Source organism: Thalassospira sp. TSL5-1 (genome assembly GCF_001907695.1).
Lineage (GTDB): Bacteria > Pseudomonadota > Alphaproteobacteria > Rhodospirillales > Thalassospiraceae > Thalassospira.
This window is the reverse complement of the sequence record NZ_KV880640.1, coordinates 118,544-145,026: the sequence shown is the minus strand read 5'-3', so window position 1 is coordinate 145,026 and position 26,483 is coordinate 118,544. Positions and strand designations below refer to the sequence as shown.

25 protein-coding genes are annotated in these 26,483 nt (G+C 53.1%); 14 read left to right on the top strand and 11 right to left on the bottom strand.

All coding sequences use genetic code 11. The annotated features are described in order from the left end of the window. Positions 1-357: 357 nt before the first annotated feature. From LF95_RS19255 to LF95_RS19215, 9 genes are all read left to right on the top strand, one after another. Positions 358-1,908 (top strand): ABC transporter substrate-binding protein, encoded by a 1,551-nt coding sequence (locus LF95_RS19255; protein ID WP_073956822.1) that lies wholly within the window; start codon positions 358-360, stop codon positions 1,906-1,908. A 105-nt stretch (positions 1,909-2,013) separates the two neighbouring features. After that, the gene (locus LF95_RS19250; protein WP_073956821.1) at positions 2,014-2,958 is read left to right on the top strand and encodes an ABC transporter permease; all 945 of its coding nucleotides are present in this window, start codon (positions 2,014-2,016) and stop codon (positions 2,956-2,958) included. Continuing rightward, entirely contained in the window at positions 2,955-3,770 is an 816-nt protein-coding gene (locus LF95_RS19245) for an ABC transporter permease (protein ID WP_073956820.1), read from the top strand. Before LF95_RS19250 ends, LF95_RS19245 begins: the two co-directional genes overlap by 4 nt. Continuing rightward, a complete protein-coding gene (locus tag LF95_RS19240; protein WP_073956819.1) occupies positions 3,770-5,437 on the top strand; it encodes a dipeptide ABC transporter ATP-binding protein in 1,668 nt (555 codons plus the stop codon). The genes LF95_RS19245 and LF95_RS19240 overlap by 1 nt, the downstream gene beginning before the upstream one ends. After that, complete coding sequence (locus tag LF95_RS19235; RefSeq protein ID WP_073956818.1) at positions 5,434-6,972, top strand: serine hydrolase domain-containing protein; 1,539 nt, start codon at positions 5,434-5,436, stop codon at positions 6,970-6,972. Before LF95_RS19240 ends, LF95_RS19235 begins: the two co-directional genes overlap by 4 nt. Next, complete coding sequence (locus LF95_RS19230; RefSeq protein WP_073956817.1) at positions 6,969-7,781, top strand: creatininase family protein; 813 nt, start codon at positions 6,969-6,971, stop codon at positions 7,779-7,781. The genes LF95_RS19235 and LF95_RS19230 overlap by 4 nt, the downstream gene beginning before the upstream one ends. After that, positions 7,778-8,479: an RraA family protein gene (locus LF95_RS19225; RefSeq protein ID WP_073956816.1), complete on the top strand. Its 702-nt coding sequence runs from the start codon at positions 7,778-7,780 to the stop codon at positions 8,477-8,479. The genes LF95_RS19230 and LF95_RS19225 overlap by 4 nt, the downstream gene beginning before the upstream one ends. After that, positions 8,476-9,372, top strand: coding sequence for an N-formylglutamate amidohydrolase (locus LF95_RS19220; RefSeq protein WP_073956815.1), 897 nt, complete (start codon positions 8,476-8,478; stop codon positions 9,370-9,372). The genes LF95_RS19225 and LF95_RS19220 overlap by 4 nt, the downstream gene beginning before the upstream one ends. After that, positions 9,372-10,187: an alpha/beta hydrolase family protein gene (locus tag LF95_RS19215; RefSeq protein ID WP_073956814.1), complete on the top strand. Its 816-nt coding sequence runs from the start codon at positions 9,372-9,374 to the stop codon at positions 10,185-10,187. The genes LF95_RS19220 and LF95_RS19215 overlap by 1 nt, the downstream gene beginning before the upstream one ends. 4 nt (positions 10,188-10,191) lie before the next feature. On the opposite strand, the gene LF95_RS19210 is transcribed toward LF95_RS19215, so the two are convergent. The 9 genes from LF95_RS19210 to LF95_RS19170 all read right to left on the bottom strand — a co-directional run bounded on the left by LF95_RS19210 (position 10,192) and on the right by LF95_RS19170 (position 21,128). Then, positions 10,192-11,094, bottom strand: coding sequence for a GntR family transcriptional regulator (locus LF95_RS19210; protein WP_073956813.1), 903 nt, complete (start codon positions 11,092-11,094; stop codon positions 10,192-10,194). 129 nt (positions 11,095-11,223) lie between these two features. Beyond that, on the bottom strand, positions 11,224-12,525 hold the full coding sequence (locus tag LF95_RS19205) for a mechanosensitive ion channel family protein (RefSeq protein ID WP_073956812.1): 1,302 nt from the start codon (positions 12,523-12,525) through the stop codon (positions 11,224-11,226). A gap of 191 nt (positions 12,526-12,716) precedes the next feature. Further along, positions 12,717-14,102: a M20 family metallopeptidase gene (locus LF95_RS19200; RefSeq protein ID WP_073956811.1), complete on the bottom strand. Its 1,386-nt coding sequence runs from the start codon at positions 14,100-14,102 to the stop codon at positions 12,717-12,719. Between the two features lie 18 nt (positions 14,103-14,120). Next, positions 14,121-15,692, bottom strand: a complete 1,572-nt coding sequence (locus LF95_RS19195; protein WP_073956810.1) for a gamma-glutamyltransferase family protein — start codon at positions 15,690-15,692, stop codon at positions 14,121-14,123. A gap of 83 nt (positions 15,693-15,775) precedes the next feature. Continuing rightward, positions 15,776-16,735, bottom strand: coding sequence for an ABC transporter ATP-binding protein (locus LF95_RS19190; protein WP_073956809.1), 960 nt, complete (start codon positions 16,733-16,735; stop codon positions 15,776-15,778). Next, a complete protein-coding gene (locus LF95_RS19185; RefSeq protein ID WP_073956808.1) occupies positions 16,732-17,739 on the bottom strand; it encodes an ABC transporter ATP-binding protein in 1,008 nt (335 codons plus the stop codon). Before LF95_RS19185 ends, LF95_RS19190 begins: the two co-directional genes overlap by 4 nt. 15 nt (positions 17,740-17,754) lie before the next feature. Further along, positions 17,755-18,654, bottom strand: coding sequence for an ABC transporter permease (locus LF95_RS19180; protein WP_073956807.1), 900 nt, complete (start codon positions 18,652-18,654; stop codon positions 17,755-17,757). Between the two features lie 3 nt (positions 18,655-18,657). Beyond that, positions 18,658-19,575, bottom strand: coding sequence for an ABC transporter permease (locus LF95_RS19175; protein WP_073956806.1), 918 nt, complete (start codon positions 19,573-19,575; stop codon positions 18,658-18,660). A gap of 32 nt (positions 19,576-19,607) precedes the next feature. Further along, positions 19,608-21,128: an ABC transporter substrate-binding protein gene (locus LF95_RS19170; RefSeq protein WP_073956805.1), complete on the bottom strand. Its 1,521-nt coding sequence runs from the start codon at positions 21,126-21,128 to the stop codon at positions 19,608-19,610. Positions 21,129-21,294: 166 nt separating this feature from the next. On the opposite strand from LF95_RS19170, the gene LF95_RS19165 reads away from it, so the two are divergent. From LF95_RS19165 to LF95_RS19155, 3 genes are all read left to right on the top strand, one after another. Next, a complete protein-coding gene (locus tag LF95_RS19165; RefSeq protein WP_073956804.1) occupies positions 21,295-22,074 on the top strand; it encodes an IclR family transcriptional regulator in 780 nt (259 codons plus the stop codon). A 91-nt stretch (positions 22,075-22,165) separates the two neighbouring features. Continuing rightward, positions 22,166-22,399: a hypothetical protein gene (locus tag LF95_RS19160; RefSeq protein ID WP_143182111.1), complete on the top strand. Its 234-nt coding sequence runs from the start codon at positions 22,166-22,168 to the stop codon at positions 22,397-22,399. Between the two features lie 6 nt (positions 22,400-22,405). Beyond that, the gene (locus tag LF95_RS19155; protein WP_073956802.1) at positions 22,406-23,146 is read left to right on the top strand and encodes a hypothetical protein; all 741 of its coding nucleotides are present in this window, start codon (positions 22,406-22,408) and stop codon (positions 23,144-23,146) included. A 12-nt stretch (positions 23,147-23,158) separates the two neighbouring features. On the opposite strand, the gene LF95_RS19150 is transcribed toward LF95_RS19155, so the two are convergent. Together LF95_RS19150 and LF95_RS19145 are read right to left on the bottom strand one after the other, a co-directional pair. Beyond that, entirely contained in the window at positions 23,159-23,572 is a 414-nt protein-coding gene (locus LF95_RS19150) for a DUF3830 family protein (RefSeq protein ID WP_073956801.1), read from the bottom strand. 52 nt (positions 23,573-23,624) lie between these two features. Next, entirely contained in the window at positions 23,625-24,074 is a 450-nt protein-coding gene (locus LF95_RS19145; RefSeq protein WP_143182110.1) for a hypothetical protein, read from the bottom strand. A gap of 680 nt (positions 24,075-24,754) precedes the next feature. Here LF95_RS19145 and LF95_RS19140 point away from each other — a divergent pair. Together LF95_RS19140 and LF95_RS19135 are read left to right on the top strand one after the other, a co-directional pair. Then, positions 24,755-25,888 carry a type III PLP-dependent enzyme gene (locus tag LF95_RS19140; protein ID WP_073956799.1) on the top strand — a complete coding sequence of 378 codons (1,134 nt, stop codon included), beginning with the start codon at positions 24,755-24,757 and terminating at the stop codon, positions 25,886-25,888. 11 nt (positions 25,889-25,899) lie between these two features. Then, positions 25,900-26,406, top strand: coding sequence for a GNAT family N-acetyltransferase (locus tag LF95_RS19135; protein ID WP_073956798.1), 507 nt, complete (start codon positions 25,900-25,902; stop codon positions 26,404-26,406). The last annotated feature ends 77 nt before the right edge of the window (positions 26,407-26,483 follow it).

Here is a 26,483-nt window from a genome sequence, read left to right as displayed (position 1 = left end):
TATGATGATTGACTTTATCAACTGCGAACATCCGCGAACTGAAGATTTGCGACAGTTTTGTAGTACGTTTACGCAGGACAACAGTTTCTTTGTCCCAGCCTAAGGCACAACAAAGCTGCAGTGGAAAGTCTATGAAAAATCCAAAAAAAATTATCAAACAAACCACACCTGCTCGCGGTCTGCACGCAATCTTCCTGCCACTATCCAGGCAGGTGCATGTCTTGTGTCGCAATTTTAACCTCGCATATCGGCAAAATTACGTGCGATCTGATTTTTCGTTTGACCTGTATGATGTTTTAATATTGTATTATGGTCAATCTAAATACAATAATCAGAACATATCAGCGGAGAGGCCTCATGAAAAAAACTACGTTTTGGTTCCAAGCGACACTTGCGGGAGCCGTCCTGTTCGGGGCGTCCTCGCTTAATGCCCAAACACTCAACGTTCAGATTTCAGCCGATTTACGCAGTTCTGAACCAGGTGTGAACCGTGATTCCCTATCAGATTCTGTTATGATGAATGTCGGTGAAGGGTTGGTTGCATTTGGTGAGGGGGGCGACATCAAACCAATGCTGGCCAAAAGCTGGGACGTTTCGGACAACGGCACCACTTACACATTTCACCTGCGTGATGATGTTGTTTTTCATAATGGCGCACCTCTTACGGCCGCCATTGTCAAACAAAGCCTGGATACGCTGCGTACCACACCAGCCTTCAACTGCGCCTCATTTTTTGATGGTTCGCGCGGGGCGGCGATTGAAAAAATTGATGCACCGGATACTCAAACAGTCGTCATTTCCCTGAGCCAACCCGACGCGATGTTTTTAAAATATACCGCGCAGTCGCAATGCGGCGGTATGGCAATCATGCATCCCGACAGTTTCTCAAAAGACGGCACATGGGATCACCCCATCGGCACCGGCCCCTTTGTTTTTGACAAATGGACACGTGGCGAACGGATTCATCTGACCAAATTCAAAGACTATAACCCGGTCGGAGAGAAAGTTGATGGCTATGCCGGGCGTAAAGAAGTTTTGGTTGATGATGTCAACTTGATCGTAACACCCGATAAATCCACCGCCGTTGCGGCCCTGCGCAGTGGTGATCTTGATATTTTGCCCTATTTGCCGCCCAGCGAAGCCAAGAACCTTATGGACGACCCAGCCTTTAAGGTCGTGGCCGAACCGCATGGCGGAATGATCACACTGTTGATGCAAACCACTGACCCGGTTCTGTCTTCGCGTGAAATGCGCCTGGCAATTGCCAAATCGCTTGATATTTCGCAAATCGTGGATGCGGCAACAAATGGCCTTGGCACGCCCAATGCGTCGCTTGTGGCAACGCGTTCCATTTATCATGATGCGATACAGGACAAACGGATCGATTATGCCCCGCAAGATGTCCCGGACCTTTTGAAAGCGGCAGGATATAAGGGTCAGGAAATCGTCATTCAAACCAACCGGCGCAATCCCATCAACGAAAATGTTGCCATCATCTCGCAGGCAATGTTGCAGATGAACGGCATCAACGCCCGGATTGAAGTTCTCGAATGGGCCACCCAGCTTGACCGTTTTCGCAATGGTAAATATCAGCTTTCCGCCTTTAATTATTCCAACCGGGCCGATCCGGCCCTGGCCTATAGCGCCGTAACAGCATCCAAAAAAGATCGTGGCAGTGCAATTTGGGATGATCCAAAAGCCATCGCCCTACTAAACGACGTACTGCAAACCCCCGATGGACCCGAACGTCAGGCCCTGTTTGATCAGTTGCACGAACTGTTCTTGCATGATGTGCCGATGCTCATGCTGGCGAACGGCATCGATGTTTCTGTTACCGCTGCCAATATCGAGGGCTATCGCACCTGGAACGGCTTCACACGCCTATGGGGTGTCGGGGTTAAAAAATAATCCGCAATACAAACCTCACAAGAAAAAACAACAGCTTTACGCGGTACTGGTTTTCTCGAAACCAGCCCCCGCGTAAAACGCAAAACACGCAAACAGGGGCGCACAATGCTCAGATTCATGGTTGCACGTTTGCTTACAGCCATACCGACGCTCATTTTGGTTTCAATTACCGTTTTCGCCTTGATCCGACTGATTCCGGGCGATCCGGTCACACTCATGCTGGGCGACAACGCAGACCAACAGGTTTACGAAACCATGCGCCGTCATCTCGGGCTGGATCAATCCATTCCCACCCAGATGTTTCTGTGGTTTCAGGCCCTGTTACATGGCGACTTGGGGCATTCCATCACCACCGGGGAACCGGTCATGCAACTTGTGCTGCATCGCTTCTTCATTTCCGCACAACTTGTGCTGATTGCCGTGGCAATCTCGGCAATTATCGCCGTCCCTTTGGGTATGGTTGCTGCCTGGCGCCAAAGCAGCGGCTTTGACCTGGGCGTTGTGATTACGGCAACAATGCTGATGTCGATCCCCACCTTTTGGGGTGGTTTAATGTTGCTGTTGTTTTTTGGTCTTAAACTCGGTTGGCTCCCGGTGATCGGATATGTCTCCATCGCCCATAATTTTTGGAGCGGGCTGATCTATCTGATCATGCCGGTTGCGTCCCTGGTGCTGCATGAAACCGGTATTCTGGTCCGTATGGCACGCGCATCAACCCTGGATGTTTTACGCCTTGATTACATTACTCATGCACGCGCCAAAGGCCTTTCAGACGCCGCTATCCTGACCCGGCACGTTGCCCGCAATGCGTTTGGCCCGACCTGGACCCTTCTGGGTCTTATTCTGGGTAATTTGCTAGGCGGTGTGGCTGTTATCGAAACCGTTTTTACAATCCCGGGCCTTGGGCGCCTGATTGTTGAATCTATTTTCGGTCGCGACTACCCGGTCTTGCAGGGCTGCCTGCTGTTTGTTGCGGTGACCTATGTGGTTGTCAATCTGATTATTGATCTGTGCTACCCCCTGTTCGATCCAAGGATAAAAGCCCAATGAGCTTGCGTAGAACAAACCAAATCCTGGGAAGCAGCCTGGTTGCCTTCTTCCTTGTTGTGGCTTTGTCAGGGTTGCTCTGGACACCGGAAAACCCGCTTGCCATTCATTTACAAGACAAACTTCTGCCTCCAGGGCCTGGCCACTGGCTGGGCACCGATGAATATGGCCGAGATGTTTTATCGCGCCTGATGGCGGCGGCGGGTACCAGCGTTTCGATTTCGACGTTGACGGTTTTATGCTCGGTCTTTTTCGGGCTGATCCTTGGCGCCCTGTCGGGATATTGCCGGGGCTGGGTGGACCGCACCGTTATGCTGTTCACCGACACGCTTCTTGCTTTTCCTTCCATGCTGCTCGCCCTTGCTTTGCTGTCCATCATGGGCACAAACATTTCCGGCGTTATCATCGCCCTGGGCTTGGCCTATTTACCGACGGTCACACGGGTTGTTCGGGGCTCGGTCATGTCGTTGCGCGAACAGGATTATATCGAAGCATCGCGTCTGATGGGGCACCCCGCCGGGTATACCTTGCTTGTCCATATTATTCCCAACTGCCTGGCACCGGTGATCGTGATCGCGACATCAATGTTTGGATCGGTCTTGCTGACCGAAAGTGCGCTGAGTTTTCTGGGGCTTGGCGTGCCACCACCCGCACCGACATGGGGCAATATGCTGGCTGGCGCACGGCCTTATATGGAACAGGCCGTATGGCTGGGGATCTTCCCGGGGCTGTGTATTTCGATGACTTTGCTGGGCATCAACCTGTTTGGCGACTATGTCCGCGACCGTTTTGACCCACGGATGAGGGGCCTGTGATGACTGACACCGAAATCTTGTTGAGTGTTCGCGCGCTCGACCTTGGGCTGGTCAGCCCCACTGATAACCGCATTGTAAAGGCCGCCAGCTTCGATCTGAAACCTGGCGAGGTTTTAGGCCTTGTCGGGGAATCCGGATCGGGCAAAACCATGCTTGGCCGCTCGCTTTTTGGGCTTCAGCCCGGTGTTGTGGTTCCCTATGGCGGAGACATCCTGTTTCAGGGGCGTTCGGTGCTGGACATGAAAGCCAAGGACCTGCGCCGCCTGCGCGGGGCCGAGATCGGTATGGTTTTTCAAGAACCCATGACGTCCCTGAACCCGTCAATGACAATTGGCCGACAGCTTAATGAACCGCTGCAAGAACATACCGACCTAAACGCAAAAGAACGCCGTACCCGTATTCTTGAAATTATGGAACGGGTGGGCATTCCTGCCCCGCAAGACCGGTTGGACGATTATCCCCACGAATTTTCCGGCGGTATGCGCCAACGGATTATGCTGGCATCGGCCATGTTGCTAAAGCCTGCACTGCTGATCGCGGATGAACCCACAACCGCACTCGATGCCCTTGTCCAGCGCAGCGTTTTGAAACTCATGCTGGAACTGACCAAAGAAGAAGGCACAGCATTAATTCTGATCAGCCATGATTTACCGATGGTGGCACATTATTGCGAACGCCTGCTTGTTATGCGCCAGGGAGAGATTGTTGAGTCCGGCCAAACAGCCGATATTTTAGCGACACCACAACACGAATATACCCGCAACCTGCTGCGTTCCATGCCAGAACGCGGACCCGTTCGTCTTTTCAATGATACCGACCAACCGATCCTCGAAACCCGTGATCTGGCAGTCGAATATAAATCCCGGTCGGGTTTGTTTGGTAAGGTCGACAAGAAAAAGGCGCTTCACGGCATTAACCTTACTGTGCGGCGCGGCGAAGTTGTTGCCATTGTTGGTGCTTCAGGCTCTGGCAAAACTACCCTTGGAAAGGCCATTGCCCATCAAATCAAAACCAGTGCGGGCGAAGTATTATTTCGCGGGCGGGTGGTTAAAAAAGGTAATGCCACATGGATGGATTATCGCCGAAATTGCCAAATGATCTTTCAGGATCCGTTTGGATCGCTTGATCCGCGCTTTACCATTCGGCGCACCCTGGCTGAAGCCCTGTATCACGAAAAAAATCTTCCCCGATCCCAACGGGAGGAGCGCATTTGCACTGCAATTGAAGAAGTCGGGTTAAAAACGGCCCATCTTGACCGCTTGCCCCATGAACTATCGGGTGGGCAACGCCAGCGCGTCGCCATTGCACGGGCCATCATCGGCCGGCCTGATTTCGTAATCGCGGATGAAGCCGTCTCGGCCCTTGATGTCACCGTGCGTGCGCAGGTGTTGGAGCTTTTAAGTAACCTGCAACATCGCTACGGCTTTTCCTGCCTTTTTATAAGCCACGACCTGGGTGTGGTGGAACAACTGGCGGACCGAGTAATTGTTATGCGCGATGGCAAAATTGCCGAAGAAGGGGCACGCAACCAGATATTTGATACCCCCAAAAGCGACTATACCCGCGCCCTGCTGTCGGCAATTCCCAAGCTGAACCGCACGGAAACCGGCGTTGTTTTAAGTTGGCGCTTTGGCGAACCCGATCTGACAACGGAGGCTGTGGGATGAGCCATAAAGACGGACTGATCCGCGCAACGCCTGAAAGTCACAAAACGGACCCTGCCATCATTTTAACCGTGCTTGACGAAATTGAACGCGCCGGCATTGAAATGCACAGCCTGCTGGTCTGGCATGATGGCGCATTGATCACCGAGGCCTATTGGGCACCTTACGGGCCGGACCGCTTGCATATGATGCATTCGGTCACCAAAAGTTTCACCTCTATGGCTGTAGGACTGGCCATAGAGGATGGCAAACTAAGCCTGACAGACCGGGTCATCGATTTTTTCCCGGAATTTAAAAAGTCGGCCGCCAGTGGCATCGAGGCCATGCAAATTCGTCATGTGCTTACCATGACCAGCGGTCACGCCTGTGGCATTTCCGGTGGATCATGGCGAAAACTCAAAACAAGCTGGGTCGAAGATTTCCTCAAACAACCCATTGTCTATGCTCCTGGCGAAATTTTTGTTTATGACAGCGCATGCAGCTATGTACTCTCGGCCATTGTTCAGCGTGTTTTAGGGCGAACCGTTCATGACTACCTTACGGATCGCGTCTTTACGCCCTTGCAAATGTCACCTGATATTCGCTGGGACCTAAGCCCTGAGGGGGTTAATAGTGGTGGCAACGGCCTGACCTGCCTGACGTCTGATTTGCTAAAACTGGGGATCTTGCATTTGCAACACGGCAAATGGAACGGGGATCAGGTTCTGCCTGAAAACTGGACCAAAGCCGCAACCGGCATGCAACTGCGTGATGTCTCGCTTGGGGTGTTAACCGGCGAGCATTATCTTGGTCCCGATGAAAGTGTTGGTGACGCAAGCCCGGAACGGCGCGAAGGATATGGCTATCAATGGTGGCGTGGGCCCCATGACAGCTACGCCGCGACGGGCCTGTTCGGCCAGGCCTGTATTGTACTGCCCAATGAACGGGCGGTCATCGCCTTCACTGCGGGCATGGACGACAATGACCGCCGCTTTCACGGCCTTATCCACGACGTACTGCGTCCTGCCCTGGGCACCTGGGACAAGCCCGATCTGCCAGGGAGGATCAATATGCTCGAACTTTGCCCGCCACCTGGCGAAAGCTGGTCGCATGCACCACAAAACTGGGCTGGAACCTATACAGCCGAACCCAACGATCAGGGCATCACTGCCCTTCGTCTGGAACAATCCGGTCGCGATATTGTCTTTGTTCTGAAAGACCATCGCGGGGCACACCGTATTCAGGCAGGACTGGGACACAGGGTTGAAAGTGTCACAACCATGAGCGGCGCACGCCTGCACCATGCCTATGAACCCGATGAAGGCTTTGCCGTAGCAGCATGGGCTGCATGGTCAGAAATGGATGACGAAGGTTGGCACATTCTAACATTTGACTGGGCCTTCATCGAAACCGCATTTCGCGATACGGTAGGCTGCAAACTGCGAAATGGTAAATTGCGGATGTTCCGGCAGGTGAATGTGAATTCGTCCATTCTGTCGCTGCCCGAAATAAAAGGGCACCTGACCCAAAACGCCCGTCAAAAAGAAACCGCATCATGACAAAGCACCGCATCGCAGACATGACGGCGACTGAATTTGCAGCGCGGGTGAAAGAACCGACGGTCATTCTGGTGCCACTTGGGTCACAAGAAGTACAAGGCCCCCATTGCCCGATGGGGGATTACCAATTGGCGGAACGCCTTGCCGTCATGGCAGCACAGGATGCAGGCCCTTGCGCGCTGGTTGCGCCGGGCCTCCCCTTTGGGTATGCCGATTTTTTCCGCGATGTTGCCGGTGGCATGCAATTGCGTCCCGAAACCTTCAAGGCGGTCCTGCGCGATATGCTCGACAGCCTGCTTGACCACGACCTTAATCGTCTTCTGATTTTTAACGGCCATACCACTAACGCCTCGCTGATCTCGCAAGTCGTGCGCGATATTCGCCGTGATCGAGGCATTATGGTGCCATCACTTGATATTTGGAAAACCATCCCGGACAGCCTGTTAACAACACTGTTTGGTGATGCAACCGTGCGCGGACATGGCGGCGAACCCATAAGTTCGGTCGCGCTGCATTTATACCCGGAACAATGCCGTCTCGACCTTAGAACAGCAAAAACACGCCGCAAAACCGCCCTTGGTTTCCCTGTGCGCGGTGTGTCTGGCGTCACGTTTGACGGCATTTCTCTTAATCTGCCGCTAAACGCCAAAGAGGTTGATGAAAACGGATTGCTTTCCGGTTCAGCCGCTTTGGCATCATCGCAGCATGGCGAAAAACTCGCTCAGCATATCACGAACATAACAGCCGACCTGATCCGTTGTTTGCTGCGTGCTGATCCCAAAAATCCGTTTATACCGGAGGTATCATGAACCGCTATCGTATTGATCCTTTACCGGCACCGCTTGATCCGGCTTTGCGGGCAAAGCTGGAGCAGGTTGAAACAGCTACCCTTGGTCATGTACGACTAACCGGATTTGCCAATCGGACCATTCAGGCGCTTGATAGCAAACAAACGGTGCGGGTCGGTGTCGCTGTCACCCTGGCCCTGCCGCCCATGTGCTCTACACTGATGCACTACGCGGTTAGCAAAATCCGCCCTGGCGACATGCTGGTCGTGGACCGGTTGGGCGACGACCGCCACGCCTGCCTTGGCGGGGCGGTGGCGCGTGCGGCAAAACAGGCAGGTGCTGTTGGTGTTGTCATCGACGGCCCCGTCACCGACATCAACGAAATTCTCGATGAAGGCTTGCCGGTTTGGTGCCGTGGGGCATCGTCTTTAACAACAAGAAGACTGAATTTGGGTGGCACCTTCAATCGTCCCATCGCATGTGGCAATGCGCCTGTATTACCGGGGGATATTGTTCTGGCCGACGCATCCGGCGTCGTTTTTCTGCCTGCCGATGAAGCAGAAAACGAAGCCGATGCCGGCATTGCCCGCCAGGGCCGTGTCGCCCGCACCATGGAACGCCTGCAAAACGGCGAACGTCTGGGCGACATTACCGGCGTTGTTAAACAGATCGATGACGCCATCGGTGCAAACGCGGATACAGAGACAAAAACATCATGACATCCCCCGAATTCACCCTTCCCTTGCTGCCTGTCCCGCAAGATATTCCCGGTGTTTTAAGCATTGACGCGCCCAAAGCCCCGCTGGTGCCACTGGTTTTTGACAGCCCACATAGCGGTCTTGACCTTCCTGCCGATTTTCATCCTGCGGTCGACGTGGATGCGGTGCGCGTTTCAGCCGACACCCATGTTGATGATTTATTTGCCGCCGCACCTGATTATGGCGCCCCCCTGCTACGTGCCCTGTTCCCGCGCAGCTTCCTTGATGTGAACAGGTCCCTGTCTGACATGGATGTCAGCATGGTTGACGGGGACTGGCCCTATCCCACACGTTCCAGCAACACCGCCAAACGCGGCATGGGCCTTATTTGGCGCAAGGCATGGGACGACACCGCCATGTATGACCGCCCGCTGACCATTGCCCAGGCCCGCGACCGCATCCTTACCTATTGGCTTCCTTATCACAGTGCGCTTCGTCGGTTACTGGATGCCGCATACGGCCAGTTTCGCACCGTCTATCATGTCAACTGTCATTCCATGACCAATATCGGCCATACCATGTCGTCCGACGGAAAAGGGGCTTCACGCCCTGATATTTGCATTGGCGATCTTTATGGGCGTTCCGCAGGAACCGAATTTACCAACCTGTTATGCGAGATTCTGCGCGGTGAAGGCTTTGTCGTTGAAATGAACAAGCCCTTCCGGGGGGCCGAACTGACAGAGGCCTATGCCAACCCGGCAATTGGCCGCCATGCGGTGCAATTCGAAATCAATCGCCGCATGTATATGGACGAAACCACCCGCGAAAAAACGGCTGACTTCCCGGCATTCAAAGCCGCAATGACCCGGCTGAGCGAAAAATTGGCGGCCTATGCAAAGGACAAAGCAAACTGATGGCAAAACTGAATTTTTACCGCCTTGACCGCAGTGCCATGTTTTCGTTGCAAAGCGACCCGCGGTTTTCCTACTGCACCTATGTGCCGAAAAACTATGATCCGGCAGGCGAGAAAACATATCCGCTGGTCGTTCTGATTCACGGCAGCATGCGCAACGCCTATGAATTGCGCGATCAGTTTGTCGATTTCGCCGAAGCCCAACAATGCGCATTACTAGCACCGCTCTTTCCCTGCGGGATCGAAAGCCTGGACGATTTCAACAATTACAAGCATCTCCGTTATGGCGATGTTGCCTATGACACTGTTCTTCTCGACATGATCGACGAAGTATCCGGCATTTTTCGCCTTCACAGCAAAAAGTTTATGATGCACGGGTTTTCTGGTGGGGGCCAATTTGCCCATCGTTTTTTGTTACGTCACCCCGAGCGTTTATCGGCCATTTCAATCGCCGCACCAGGCACCGTTACCCTTGCCGATAACAATACCCCCTGGTGGGTTGGCACCGCAGATATGGAACACCAATTAGGCGCGCCCCTGCGGCCCGAAATTATGCAAAATATTGCCGTGCAGCTTGTGATTGGCGCGAATGATACATCACCCGAGGGTACAATGGTTGGTGAAAAATCAACATTTTGGATGGAAGGCATAAATGATTCTGGCCATACCAGAATGGAACGCCTTAAAAGTCTCGCCCAAAATCTGTCTGATATTGGCGTTGGTGTCGAAACGGAAATTGTGCCGAATGCAGGCCACGAAGGCGATAAAATCCAGCCGCCAGTAAAAGATTTTTTTACCCGGTTTCTCAATGGTTAAAACACTAATCTGACTTTTCATCAATTGAGGTCCGGCTGAGATGGCGATAGAGGATGTCAACCGCACCTTCTTTGTCGCCCTTCTCAAGGGCATCTAAAATAGCCAGATGATCTCGGGCCGATTTTTTTATCCGTTCTTCGGTCAAACGGGTAAATTCAACAAACTCCGTCATACGGCGCAAATTATTCTGTCGCGCAATACTTTCGCTCAAAAAACGGTTATTAGCCCACGATACAACTGTCGAATGGAAATTGGCGTTCGCCTCGAACCAGGCACTACCGGAAGTTTCCGCCAATGGGCGTTGCAAAATCGCAGTTTGTGCGCTGCGCAAGTCTTGCAATTGCGACATCACAGGCTCAAAGCTGCTCTCACGAATGGCACCACACTCAATAATAATCCGATAAGCATAGCTCTCGTTTATGGCTTCGTGACGATCCAGGGTTTCGGCAAACCGCCAACCATGCCCGGTTCGGCGTTCCGCCAAACCTGAATTGGCAAAACGCATCATGACACGCCGCACAACGCCGCGTGATCTACCAAATTGTTCTGCCAGTTCAGCTTCGGAAACTTCAACGCCAATATGCCCGCTGGCACGCGCAATCATGATCTTTTCGTACAAATCCTCCAACTCTGATCGCGGCAACCAGGCGTCGATATCAAATTGTTCGGATGCGATGCCGGCAAAACGAAAACCCACATTCGGAATTTTTGAAAATACGCCAAAGTGCTCCAGTATCTGCAAAACGCTTCTTACTGGTGAACGCGATGTCCCCAGTTCGTTGGCGAGCTTTATTTCCGATACATGTTCACCCGGTTCCCAGTGACCATTTTGGGCCAAATGGAGAACCTTCCTCGCCAGCTCTGCCTGTAGGTCGCTTAAAGATTTTTGAAGAACGTCACCCGGCAAACCTGGCCTCCTTTAATTCCGCAAGATCAGTTTCATCAGGCATTCTACAAAAAATATATTGATGATCCGAAAATTTATGCCCCAAAACCACAAAATAAACCGGACCTGACGAAAACAGGCAAACACACATCAACCATTTGCCGCCTCGGGCGGTTCTGGGATGCGATGTCTTGTATCGCCACCCTGGGCCGCCATCATGCGCATGTCATAGCCATTGGGGGTTTGGTGAATGCGCAGGCCAAATTCCGGCAAAATCGCAAAAACATGGTCAAATATATCAGCCTGTATGGCCTCGTATTCCAGCCATTTGACGGTATTGGTAAAAGCGTAAATCTCGATTGGCACACCCTCGGGGCCAGCTTGTAACTGACGCACCATCAATGTCATATCCTGTCGGATGTCATGGTGATTGCGCAAATAAGCCGTCAAATAGGCCCGCAAAGTACCCAAATTGGTCAGGCGACGCCCATTCACCAACGAGGATAAATCCACATTGCGGCTATGATTGAATTGTTCGATCTCGGTGATTTTGTCGTCCAGATACGGGGCCAGCAGTTGGCCGCGATACAGGCGTTTCAAATCGCTTTCCGTTAAAAAACGCACACTTGTCGCATCAAGGTTAAAGCTGCGCTTGATCCGGCGTCCACCAGATTCACTCATGCCCCGCCAGTTTTTAAAGGAATCGGAAATAAGGGCATAGGTCGGAATGGTGGTAATTGTATTGTCCCAGTTACGGACCTTAACAGTGGTCAGGCCAATATCGGTCACATCGCCGTCCGCCCCATATTTGGGCATTTCCAGCCAGTCCCCCACCGACAACATCGTATTTGCCGAAAGCTGGATACCAGCGACAAGCCCCAAAATCGGGTCCTTGAAAACCAGCATTAAAACTGCCGTCATCGCACCCAGACCACTTAACAGAATCACCGGAGATTGCCCGATCAAAATCGAAACACTCAACAATCCTGCCAGGATCGAAGCCGCAAGTTTTACCCCCTGAAAAATACCCCGGATGGGCAAATTGCGCGCTGTAACGTTAAATCGCAGCCCGTCCAGAGCCGTATCAAGCAGGGAATACAGCGACATCAACGCAAAAAAGATAATCCATAATTCCGATACGGTATAAAGCAGCTCAATGGGAACGGTCCCATCGGCAAGCCACAGACCGGCCTGGACATGCACAATAATTCCTTGTGCAACAAGGGCGACACGCCCAAACAGCCCATGCCCCACCATCACCTTTTGCCAGTGATGCTGATGACTGCCGCCAATCCCTTCAAGGGAGGGCAACACCCAGCGATGCAGCGTGATATGAATAAGCACTGAAATGCCAAAAATCAGCACAAGAACAATCAAAATGGCAAGCGGATCGGCAAATTCATCCAAGGATGGATAAAGCCCCAACAACCATTGCACCAATTGTTCCTGCATTTTCTTCTCCACATAACACAATCAGGGATGAACCTAATTGAAACAGGCACAACAAAGCAATGCACAGGATCACGCTGTTGCTGCCATTTTGCGACGGAGATACAAATCCCATAGCACAAAAAATCATGCAATCACGCTCGGAATCAAAAAAGGGCGCGCCAACTGCACGCCCTTTCCTTGTTGGTACTGTTTTATTCTACACCCTCGCCAATATCCCAAAACAAACCCGCCATGATTTGCAAGGCTTCACGACTTAGGCTTTTTAAGACATGCTCATTGGGGGCATGCTGGGAACAACCGGCATAGGAATGCGGTATCCAGACGGTTGGCATGCCCAGAATATAGGCGAATGTTTCATTGGGCAGCGACCCGCCAAGATTGGGCAGCACGGCAGGCGATTTGCCTGTTGTCCGCATCAGGGAATCCCGTGCGCGCAGCACCCAGGCATGATCAGGATCAAGCCGTGTGGCCCGGAAAAAACCCTTCTCGGCCGGGGTGATCACGACATCGGTAAAACCGTGCTTATCAAGATGACGGCGCAAGGCGGGCAAAATATCGTCCGGGTCCGTGCCAACAACATAACGCAACTGGCAATGCGCAATCGCGGCCGGGGCAATCGCATTGACCGGCTTTTCCGGGTTGCCACTTTTCATTGCCAAAATCGCAAAACTGTTCCAGCCATAAACCTTTTCCGCCAGGCTGAGGCTTTCTTCCCCCCAGTCCGCATCAATTTTCGGGCCAGTAGCACTTTGCGTGATGGCGCAATCTTCCAGGGCCGTGCGCACCGGAGCGGTCAAACTATCCGGCCGCCATTCAGGCACCTGGATCTGCCCCCTTGCATCGGTAATCGTTGCCAGGGCATGAGCCAGCACAACACCGGGATCCTTCAGCAACCCGCCCCAATTGCCGGAATGGTGCCCGCCTTCGCGATAATTCAGCGACAATGAAAAGTTGATCGCCCCGCGCGACCCCATAAACAGGGTCGGGCGTTCCGCACTCAGGCGCGGGCCATCCGATGCAATCAGCACATCGGCGGCAAACAGGTCGCGATTTTGCTCAAACAACTGTGCCAGCCCCGGCGAACCTGTTTCCTCGCCGGTTTCGATAATCACCTTGCAATTAAAGCCAAGCTTGCCCCGTTCGGCGATCACCGCGCGCAAGGCGGCCAGATTAATGCAATGCTGGCCTTTGTTATCGGCTGTGCCACGGCCATAAATGCGGTCATCTTCCACAACAACCTTGAAAGGCTCCAGGCCTTCGCGCCATTCCCCTTCCTGAGCCAGGATAACGTCGCCATGCCCATAGGTCAGGATGGTTGGCAAACCGTCGCCTTCATGGCGTTCGGCAAACAAAAACGGGCCAAATCCGGTGGACGGATTTTCCATCACACGGGTGGTAAATTCCATGTCGCGCAACATCGGAATCATTTTTTCGTCGATATAGCGTTGCAGTTCTGCTGCCCGCTCGGGATTTTGGCTTTCGCTGGGAATTTCAACAAGTCCCGTCAGTTCGCGCAAAAAATCCCCCTCGTCGAAATACCGGGTGATGCGCTCAATAACCTGTTCACGGCTAGACATTACAGATACGTCCTTTCTTTATGCTTTTTCCGCAACCGCATCGCCCCAGGGCGACATGATTTCCGTTGCCCCACTATTGATATTTCCGTCCCGCGCAACCCCGGCCGGACAGGCAAAGGCATAGGGAAAGGGCATACGACGCGTGGTTTTGGTTGGATATTCTTTCTGCAAAGCGGCCAAAACATCTTCGGGCAAACTCTGATCGGCAATCACCGTATCGCCGCCGCTGCTATCGATCCGCTGCTGGTGCATGGCCTCTTCCAGGCTCATGCCAAAATCCGTCATAAACGAGGTTAGCTGCAAAACCGCAGGCAAAATCTTGCGTCCGCCCGATGCGCCAATGGCAAAGCGCCGCCCTTCAATCTCGCCCAGGGCCGGACAAACATTCATCAGGCATCGCTTGGATGGCGCAAGGGAATTGGGCTTATCCTTTTCCGGATCAAACCAGAGAATACCGTTATTCATCAAAAGCCCGCTTTGCGGTAAAACCACCTTCGATCCAAAAATCGATAACAAAGTCTGGGTGACAGCCACCATGTTGCCCTCGCGATCCACCACACTGAAATGCGTGGTGCAGGTTGGGGCGCGGTCATCATTGATATCGCCCATCTCGGTCAGGCGACGGGCATAGGTTTTGCGCAGTGCTGCGGCATAGGCAACATAGGCATCCGGCCCCGGGCGCTGCCCGGCAAAGGCACTTTCACCCAAAAGCGTCAGGCATTCCGCCAGGTTTTCCCCGGCGGTAAATTGCGGCGGCATAAAAACCTTGCCCTGTCGGTAATCAACCTTTAGCGGGCATTGAATTTCGGCCCGATAGTTGCGCAGGTCATCCATACTCAAACAACCACCCGCATCTTTGATATCGGCAATCATTTCATGGGCAAGGTCGCCTTCATAAAATTCACGCGCCCCCTTTTCGCCCAAACGGCGCAATGTCCCCGCCAATATCGAAAGATCAATGCGCTTGTCAGACAGGGCCGTCCATCCGGCAATCGTCGGCCACTGCCCGTCCTCCAAAAATGTTTTCGCCGCTGTCGGATTCTTGGCCAAATCACGCGTGCTCGCCGCAATGATCAATGCGGCATACCAGTCCACATGCAGGCCTTCGTCGGCCAGTTGTGCCGCAGGGGACAGCAAATCGCGCCATGAAAGTTTACCAAATTTCTCATGCGCGGCTTCCATGCCGGCAACCGTTCCCGGAACGGCAATCGAGGTTGCACCTATCTGGTTCCGGTCATCCTTCACATGCGGCCAGGGAAATAAATCACCGGCACGGCCATTACCAGAAAGCGGATAATCAGCCGGGTTCAACCCCGACGGAGACCGCATGCCAAAATAAACGGTATAAGCACGGTTTTCCTTAGCACGATAAATCATCATCGCACCACCGCCCGCCGGGCCACTCATCCAGGGTTCAACCGCCCCCATCGCAAAAGAGGTGGCCACAGCCGCATCCACCGCATCGCCCCCATTGGCAAGGATCGCGGCCCCAACCGCAGCACCCTTTTTATGCTGGGCAGCAACAATGCCGCCATTGGCCGATTTGGTGGCAGGTTTACGAATAATCTGGGAATTGGAAAAACTGTCCATAGAAATACTTCTTTGACAAAAGCCGGTCATGCCACATCACCTGCCACCATCTGGGTTAGAACCCCGGATGGTGGCAGGCACTGTCAGGCATCGGCATAAAGATGACATTCAACACGGCGATGGTCTTCTTGCTTGCAGGGCGGCGCGACAGACTTGCAAATATCCATCACCTTCGCGCAACGCGGATGAAAATGGCAGCCAGACGGCGGATCAATCGGGTTCGGGTAAACCGCCCCCAAATGGGTTTCTGGCACCCCAAGGGATGGATCTGGTGTTAAAACGGATTCCAGCAAAGCCGACGTATAGGGATGGCGTGGTTCGGCAAATAGCGGGGCTGCCGCCGATTCCTCGACCACCCGGCCCAGATACATCACCGCAACCCGCGTCGCCAGATGCTCAATCACCGCAAGATTATGGCTGATAAACAAATAGGTCAGGCCCAATTCATCGCGCAAATCGACCAGCAAATTCAGAATTTGCGACTGCACAGACACATCCAGAGCCGATGTCGGTTCGTCACAAATCACGATTTCCGGCTTCATGATCAGCGCACGCGCAATCGCCACACGCTGGCGCTGCCCCCCCGAAAGCTGGTTGGGAAAGCTGCGCAAAACGCGCTTGGGCAAACCGACATAATCCAGAATATCGGTTGTCTTTTTATCCCATTCCCGCGCATCGCCAATTTTATGAACCCGCAAAGGCAGCGAAATAATATCGCCAATGGTTTTGCGCGGATTAAGCGACGAATAAGGGTCCTGAAAAATCGGCTGAATACGCCGCGCCAGATAGGACCGATCCTGCGTGTTGATATTTTTACCATCAACCAGAACCTCGCCATCAGTTGGCTTTTCAAGACCCAATAAAATACGCGCCAGCGTACTTTTACCACAGCCTGATTCCCCAACCAGACCCAGCACTTCACCCTTATTCAGGCTAAGGTCCACTTCATTCACCGCCTTGAGCGGCTTGCGTTTGCCAAACATCCCCTGTTTGATCGAAAAAACCTTGGAGACATTTTTCAGTTCAAGAACGGGCGATGTCATAGGCGGCCCTCACGTTGAATAGTATTCGCTGCCGGTTGTCCGCCTTCATGAATACACCGATACATATGGCCGCTTTCGCTCACACGCCGGGGAATATCCTGTGCGCAGGCATCCATTGCCACATCACATCGGCCCCGAAACGCGCAGCCCTGTGTTTCGCCAATCAAAGACGGCACAATACCGGGAATGGACCCCAAATGTTCACCGGGTTTGGTTTTGCCCGGCACGGGAATGCAGCGCAACAAACCACGGGTATAAGGATGCTGGGGCGCGTTAAACACATCCTCGGATTTGCCTGCTTCAACCACCTCGCCCGCATACATGATGGCAACCTTGTCCGCCACGCGGGCCACAACGCCCAAATCATGGGTTATCAGGATCATCGCCATATTCATTTCGCGCTGAAGGTCCACTAGCAGGCGTAAAATTTGCGCCTGAATCGTCACATCAAGGGCCGTTGTCGGTTCGTCCGCAATGATCAGTTCAGGTTCGCACATCAGGGCCATTGCGATCATCACACGCTGGCGCAAGCCGCCCGATAATTGATGCGGATATTGCCCAAGGCGGCTGGCCGCTGCGGTGATACCCACCTTTTCAAGCAGCTCCACCGCACGGGCTTGCGCTGCCTTTTTGCCAACCTTGCGATGCAGCAACAAGGCCTCGGCCAACTGGTCGCCAATGGTGTAAGCCGGGTTGAGCGACGTCATCGGTTCCTGAAAGATCATCGAAATCCGGTCACCGCGCAAACTGCGCATCTGGCGATTTTTGGCCTTCGACAGATCAATACCGGAAAATTCAAGTTTCTGTGCCCGGCATTGCGCCATTTTCGGCAAAAGCCCCATAATCGCCAGCGATGTCAGGGATTTGCCACTGCCCGATTCCCCAACGATACACAGGGTTTCACCACGTTTAAGATCAAAGTCAATGCCGCGCACGGCATGCAAAACGCCACCCGCCAGCGGAATATCAACCTTGAGATCCTGTACAGAGAGAATAGTGCTCATGGTTTCTCTCCTTTCCTAATTGCGGTTTTCAGGTGCCGACACATCGCGCAGGCCATCGCCCAGCAAATTGATCGCCAGCACCAGAACAAACAGGGCAATACCGGGAATGGTGATCAGCCACGGTTCAAACAGCAGCATCTTTTTCCCTTCGGCAACCATCAGCCCCCAGGACGGGGTTGGCGGCTGAACCCCCAGCCCCAGAAACGACAATGCCGCTTCAAGCAAAATGGCGTGGGCCATTTCCAGGGTCACAACCACAATCAGATTGTTCACAATATTGGGCATGATCTCGCTAAAGATGATGCGTCGGGTGGAACAGCCAATCGCGCGTGCGGCATTGACATATTCCATCGACCGCAATTGCTGGGTCGAGGATCGCATCACCACGGCAAAACGGTCCCACAGCAAAAAGCCCAGAACCAGAATAACCACCTCAAGCGAGCCGCCAAACACCGCGACAATCGCCAGCGCCACCAGAACGACTGGCATCGCCAAACGCACATTGATCACGAATGTAACAATATTATCAATCTTGCCGCCAAAATAACCCGCAGCAACACCCATACATGTGCCAATCAACCCCGAAATAAGGGCGGCAAAACCGCCAATCAGCAGCGAAATGCGCGCGCCATATAACAGACGCGAAAGGTAATCCCGCCCCAGATGGTCCGTCCCCAGCGGATGATCCCAGGTTCCCTTGTCATACCAAACAGGCGGCTGCATGCGGGCCATCAGGCTTTGGGCATAGGGATCATGCGGTGCCAACATCGGGGCCAGCAGGGCAACAATGCAGATTGCGACCAAAACCACGCCGCCAAACATCAGCCCGCGATGGCCGAAAATACGGCCGCGCAAAACCTGGCCGGGGGTCGGGCCGCTAAGTGCAGCTTCAACAGTTTCAATTGTTTTTGCCATGTGTCAGCCCACCCTCATGCGCGGATCAAGCCACGCATTCAACAAGTCGGAAAGGAAGGTAAATACGATATAAAACAGCGAAAAAATCAGGATCAGGGCCTGCACGGTCGGCAGGTCATTCCGCCCAATGGATTCCCACGCCAGATAGCCCGCCCCGTGCAGGGCGAAAATCGACTCAACAACAATCGACCCGCCCAGCATGAAGCCCATTTGCACGGCCGAAAGGCTGACCACCGGGATGATCGCATTGCGCAGGGCATGCTTGAACATGACCCGCATTTCCCCGGCCCCCTTGGCACGGGCGGTACGCACATAATCGGCACTTAGAACATCGAGCATCCCTGCCCGCGTCAGACGCATAATGGCAGGCATGGCGTAATAGCCCAGCACCACGGTAGGCATGATAAAATTTTCCCAGCTTTTGGTCCCCGACGGAGGCAGAAGCTGAAATTTGATGCTGAAAATAACAACCAGAACCAAGCCAAACCAGAAACTTGGCATGGCCTGGCCCATGACCGAGATGAACAAAGCCACCCGGTCAACAAGGCTGTTGGGACGGACGGCGGCAGCAACACCCAAAGGCACAGCCGTCAGCAAAGCAAAGGAAATGCCGCAAATCCCCAGCGTCATCGTGATCGACAAGCGGTCCCCGATAAGCTGTGCGACAGGCAACTGGAAGTAGTAGCTCTCGCCAAAATCGCCACGCAGCGCCTTGAACAGCCAATCAGCATATTGCACGATCAGGGGCCGGTCAAAGCCGTAATAAGCCCGAATGGCGGCAATATCTACATCCGTTGCCCCCTCACCGGCAATCGCGGATGCCGGATCGCCTGACAGATGCAACAAGGTGAAACTCAGCATCGAGACGGCAAGGGCGACCAGCAAGGCCAGCCCCAGCCTTTTAAGTGTAAAAACCAACACCGTCCGTTACCCCATTTCTGGTTCTCGAAAGATTATTTCCAGCTCATCTGGAAGAACCGCGGAATAGCATCCGTGGTTGGCGTAAATTCGAGATCCTTGGTAAAGACATAGTTGGAGTTGTAAGAAAACAGCGGCGCCCAATAGGCCTCGTTGGCAATCTTTTGCAGGGCTTTTTTGTAATATTCCTTGCGCTTTTCCGGGTCGATCGACGAGTCAGCAACATCAAGCCATTCCTTGATCTGCTCGTCATGCGCGGTATCAAGCGAACCAAGTTTGAAAAACTCGCTGGTGATCGCCGAAACATCGTTAATCGAATAGGAACCCCAAGTCTGGAACGACATCGGCACACCCTGCGACATGCGGATCTCGCGCAAGGCAGAATATTGCAGAAACTTGAAGTTGGTATTGATGCCGACAGCATTCAGATACCCCATGATGGCTTCGCCATATTCCCGGTCACGATAGGCATAGAAATCAACGCTGAACCCGTCAGGATATCCCGCTTCGGCCAACAACTCCTTCGCCTTCTCTGGGTCATAGGGATATTTGGTGACATCATCGGTGCAGCCAAACTGCGACGGGAAGCAGGCGGCATTCACGACTTTGGACTTGCCTTTCAGCATGACCTTCACCAGCGCTTCGCGGTCAATGGCATAGTTAATCGCCTGACGAACCTTCAGTTTCGTCATCGGATTATCTTTACCGGTCCGTCCGGCGGCATCCATGTCAAGATAACCGATGCGCATGGTGCTTTCATTGGCAACGGTAAACTGGTCCATTGCCTCAAGGCTTTCTGCCTGATCAGCGGGCACCTGCCAGATCCAGTCCAATCCGCCACTAAAAAGTTCGGCCGCCTGGGTATTGATGTCGGGAATGGTGCGAATATCAAGATGGCCGATTTTCGCCTGCCCCTTGGGGCTGTCCTTGAAATAGCCATCGAATTTTTCCAGCACGAAATGCTTGCCCGGATCAACCGAAACAACCTTGTACGGGCCGGTCCCCACCGGGTTTTGGCCCATGCCGCTGGGACCAACCTTGGCATAATATTCATGCGGATAAATCGGAACCGGACCGGAAAGATATTCAAATGCCGCCGGGAAAGGGGCCTTCAAATGCAGACGGACCTTATAAGGGCCAAGTTTTTCGGCACTTTTCATCCAGTTCACATTGCGCTGGGTTTTTACCCCGTGTGACGGGTCTGCCACCCAGTTCACGGTATAAACCACATCATCGGCAGTAAAATCGGCACCGTTATGGAACTTCACACCCTGGCGCAGGGTGAAATCAATGGTCACATCGTCAACCCATTTCCAGTCGGTCGCAAGGTTACCCTTGTATTCGCCGGTTTCCGGGTCGCGATACAGCAGGCTGTCCCAGACAGTACGCTGCATGATCACACCCTCACGGGCCGAATTGAAATAGCCGTCGATATTTTCAAGCTCTTTGGTAAAGGCGATATTCAGGGTGTCGTCAGATTTACCAGCCAGAGCAGGCGTTGCCGCAGCCAGCATGGTCAGGGCGAAGAGACTCGCCCCCGTAAGAACCGTCTTCATGATGCCTCCATGACATTTTCTGATTTTAGCCACGACGTTGTTCGCCGTGATATTTTGTATTATATTATGATACAGTATACTGTATATCAATTAACGATAAGTGGCATTGATTGACCTGTCAACAAGCCAGAACAATCCAGACGACAAAAACGGGAAACATTCAAAAATGACCGGATCGGAAAAACCGCGCCAAAACACGCTCTATGTCTCGTCTTTGGCAAAGGGATTGCGCATTCTCGAAGTGTTTTCGGAAGAAAAACTTGAACTTGGCCTGTCGGAGATCGCGCGTGAAACCGGGCTGGATAAAAGTGCGGCCCAACGTCTGGTCAACACACTGCATCAATTGGGATATCTCGATAAAAACGCCGAAACCCGGCGCTATCGTCCGGCCCTGAAATATCTTGATATGGCCTATGCCTATTTGTGGTCGGACAATCTGGTCCAGCTTGCCATGCCCCGCCTGATCGAACTTAGCCGCCAGCTTCAGCAAACCATCAATCTCGCCCGCCCCATTGACCAGCACATCATGTATGTCGTCCGTCTTCCGGGCTACCGGACAAGCTATGGCGCATCCATCATCGGGCGGCGCGTTCCCGCTCTGATCGCCTCGTCAGGGCGCGTTATGCTAAGTCGCCAGGATGAAGGCACCATTCGCAAATGCGTCAATGAATGGCCGCTCAAACAATATACCGGCACCACAACCCTGGACCGCCAGGAAATTCTCGATAGCATTCTGCGCGCACGGGAAAACGGTTATTGCATGAGCGAACGCCAGGTCCTGCCTGACGAAATAAATGTTGCCGCCCCAATTTGCACAAATGACGGCAAACCTGTTGCCGCCATTCACTGTTCCCTGCCGGTCATTCGCTGGACCCAGGAAAAGGCCGAACAGGAAATCGTCCCCCATATCGTTGAAACCGCCCGCTCGATTTCTCCACCTCGATAAAGCGGGAAAATTCAGTATGAAAAACACCCCCCAAAAATGATTCTGTTTGTGATATGTTCTTATCCGTTGCATGCTGGAAACTTAACCTGCAATGAACGATGACACATCTTATCGGGAAAGGACGAACTGGATTATGCTCAATCTCATAAGACGACTGTTTCTCGATAGCGATCAGCTTGCATTGATTGAAAAGCTTAATAAAACACCCGGTCGCGTACGCGTGGTTGGTCGCGGCACTGTTGTTGCCAATCAGGACATGCTGATTGAAAGCGCGCGATATAAACAAGCCATCAAAGATGCAACCCAGCTTGTTGCAGGCAGGTAGTAACCCTTGGGTATCCTCTTAACGATCCCCATTCTCGTTGCCGGTTTCTGGTTCTGCCATCTCCACCCACCCTTGCGTTATAAGATGCACCGGGCGGAGAACCAGTATTTGTACTTGCGTTCTGCGCAATATGGGCTCTGCCTGTTCTTTGCATCCTCCATCTTTCTAACAATCTTGAGCAATCTTGATTTTGTTAGCAAGGCACTTAATTCCTGGACGATTGGCTATGAACTGTTACATATCGCGATACCAGCGCGGACCTATCTCGAATACAACACCGCCCTGTTTATATTGCTGTGCCCTTTTGCACTTGCCTATCTCTTCCCCCGTGTGTTGCCCTTGCTCACAGGATCCACAGAGGCCTACAAAACCTCTGTTATTCAGAAAATTCTCAAAGACAGCCCATTAGACAGCTTCCTGTTTGATGCACTGATCAACGAAACCCAGATCATGCTCTCCATGAGCGACAAGAAGGTTTATGTTGGCTTTGTGCTGAATATGGGTGAACCCAATGAGCATAATGGCATGGACCAGGAGATCCTTTTACAGCCTGTTCTGAGTGGCTATCGCAACAGCAACCTGAAAGTAATTTTTACGACTGATTACAATTTGGCGCAGTCAAACGATCAGTCCAGAAAGCTTGGGATCGTCCTGAAACAGGACAATATCGTCAGCGCGACAAAATTTGATAATGACCTGTTTAACGATATTGCCGACACACCTGTAAAAGACGAAATATCACACTAAAGCGATTTACTTTCACGCCCGTTCAAACCGGATATCCTGCGCCCCTTCCCACAACGTCATTTTGCCCAGCTTCACCACATCATCGAGATTGCTGGTGATGGTGATAAAGTGATTACCGGCAAGCTGGCCGACCTTTGAGGCGAAATGCACACCGCCATAGGCCAGCAGGATTTCGGTTTCGCTGATCCCGCCAGGATAAAGGATGATCTGGCCGGGGGCGGGATAGCTGGTGTGGTTTTCATAATCGACACCGAACTGGTAATCGCCCAACGGCATCCATACCCCCTCGCCACTCCAGCGCACATGAACCACCTTGCTGATAAAAGGCAGGCGTTCCATAAAGGCCGCACAGGTTTTTGGTGCGGCTTCGGTTTCCAGTTTGGCATCAAATACAAACGGACCGGCGGTGATCTTCAGTTTGGTCATATTTTGTCTTTCAAAAGCGCATCATCTCGTCACTCATATTCGGCGCAAGGCATCAGGGCCGGGCAACTGCGGCTGTACTGCAATCCGTTCCAGCTCTGGCGTAACTCAACCATCCCAGTTGCCAGCCGGTTTTATCGGACACAGGATAATGTTCATAACAAACACCGGGATCTGTCGATTTGGGCGGCGGATAGGGGGTTGGCGTATAGGCAGGCCCAGGCATACTAACCGGCAAATCCTGACGAAACAAAACCGGTTTGCTTTTTCCTGACGGATCACTCAGGCATCGCATATAGGTGCCGCTATCCCCCGTCATGTCGATTACGATTTGTCCGTCCCTGTTTGTTCCGGCTGCCACCACACGGGCGGGCGGCGACGGATCGGCATTCAAACACCCGGCAACCTGATTATAAATCAGCGGTAACCTATCGGACCAGTCATTGGCCATTGCCGGACGGTTGGGCATGACCAATGTCGGCGGCAACCGGTCGGGACTTTCCATCACATCAGGCGGCCCGGCCAGTTGGCACCCTGCAACACCAAGCCCCATCACAGCTACAAGCGTAATTCGGACTCTGAAAAATTTTCTGCCTTCACACATAAAATCGCACCTTGGTTTGGCCGTCAAAAACCTGTCAGAACAGATAAGCCATGACGCGTGGCAATAATGTGACCCGTTTCAAATAGCTTTGCAACATAGGGTTGCCGTGCAGCAGTCGCGAAAAAAACGGCCTGTTTTCCGTTAGTTGGGAAAATGAAAATCACGCCAGAAACCAAGGGGATATCTGGGGGTTTTGGGTCATGACAAAAAACATTTTAGCTGAGGAAAAAAACCGCTTGCGCCAAATAAAAAACAGGCGTAAATCCCGGCTTGCCCAAAGTCGCACGTGCCTGTGGTGGTCCTGCCAAGGAACCCTGTAGGACTTACTTAAAGCAACGACGGTGTAGGGCTTTTTTGGTCTCCAGCGGTTGTCCAAATACCGCAGACACTAAAGAGGCACACCATCATTGCCCGCCGTGCGGAATGGCATCTTCCCATTCTTATATCGAGGCAAAATTCGCGAACCGGATCATCCGTGTTCACGTCTGGCATACCGATAGACCGCATTCTGCGCCTCCACCGCGTCAGGATGCATCAGGTGTCGCTATGTCGATTTTATAGTGGAATGGGAGAACGCCCCCATGGCAACGCAGCGTATTATTGATTTCCTCGCCCAGAACCGACCGGAAGGTCCGTGCCTTGTTGTTGACCTTGACGTAGTTCAGCGCAACTACGAAACCTTTACCCGTGCCCTGCCGGATTCCCGCATTTTCTATGCGGTGAAGGCAAACCCGGCACCGGAAGTTCTGAGCCTTCTGGCCGACCTCGGCAGCAATTTCGATACCGCATCCGTGCCGGAAATCGAAATGGCAATGGCCGCTGGCGCCACCCCGGAACGCATTTCCTTTGGCAACACCATCAAAAAAGAACGCGATATCGCCCGTGCCTATGCACTGGGTGTGCGCCTGTTCGCCGTTGATTGCGTCGAAGAAGTTGAAAAAATTGCCCGTGTTGCCCCGGCTTCGCGCGTTTTCTGCCGCATCCTGACCGACGGTGCCGGTGCCGAATGGCCGCTGTCGCGCAAATTTGGCTGCGCACCGACCATGGCGCTTGACGTATTGCAGCATGCCCATCACCTGGGCCTGGATGCCTATGGCGTTTCCTTCCATGTAGGCTCCCAGCAGTGCAACCTGGATGCTTGGAACACCGCCCTTGCCGAAGCTTCGATGATTTTCCGCACCCTGGCGGAAAAAGGCATTATGCTGCGTATGGTTAATATGGGCGGTGGTTTCCCGACCCGTTACCTGCGCGACGTTCCGGCAACCGAAGCCTATGGCGCGGCTATCATTGATGCCCTGCACAGCCATTTTGGCAACCACATGCCCGAAACCATTATCGAACCGGGCCGTGGCATGGTAGGGGATGCGGGCGTGATCAAAGCCGAAGTCGTGCTGATTGCGCGCAAACATGACGATGATCCGGTGCGCTGGGTTTACCTCGACATTGGCAAATTCGGCGGCCTGGCCGAAACGATGGACGAAGCCATTCGTTACCCCATCACCACGATCCATGATGGCGGCGATGTGGCCCCGTGTGTTCTAGCCGGTCCGACCTGCGATTCGGCCGACGTGCTTTACGAAAAGAAACCCTACGATCTGCCGATTGCATTGACCATCGGTGACGAGGTTCTGATCGAGGCAACCGGTGCCTATACCACGACTTATGCGTCGGTGGCGTTTAACGGCTTTTCGCCGCTCGCTGCCTATATCATCTAGGCATCACGTCAATGATCGTGATCGATCGCGAAGGTGCTTACTCCCACATCGAACGGGAAAAGCTGCTGGATCGCGTGATGGGACCGGACCGATTTAAAAAATCGTCCGAATTGATCCGTGCGGGCCGTTTACCGGCAGACGGACTGGCCTTTGTTGCCCATGATGGCAAACACATGATCGGGACTGTCCGATTGTGGAATGTCGACGCGGGCAATGGCGGTTCCGCCCTGATGCTGGGCCCGCTTGCGGTAGAAAAGTCCTATAATGGTTCCGGTGTCGGGGCGGGCTTGATGTACGCTGCCATCAATGCTGCCTATGATACCGGCCATCGGGCCATTCTACTGGTGGGGGATCCTCAATATTATGCCCGGTTCGGCTTTACCGCCGCACCGGCTGCGGGCCTGGCGATGCCCGGTTATTTTGACCGGCACCGCTTTCTGGGGCTTAACCTTGGTGAAGATGTTCTGGCCGGGACCAGTGGCGTTCTGCGCCCGACCGGACGTTACCAAACCCATTAAGCCCCCACAAAACGGCACTGCCATTCCACAAACGACAAAGCCCCGTCATATGCGACGGGGCTTTGTCTGTATTAATC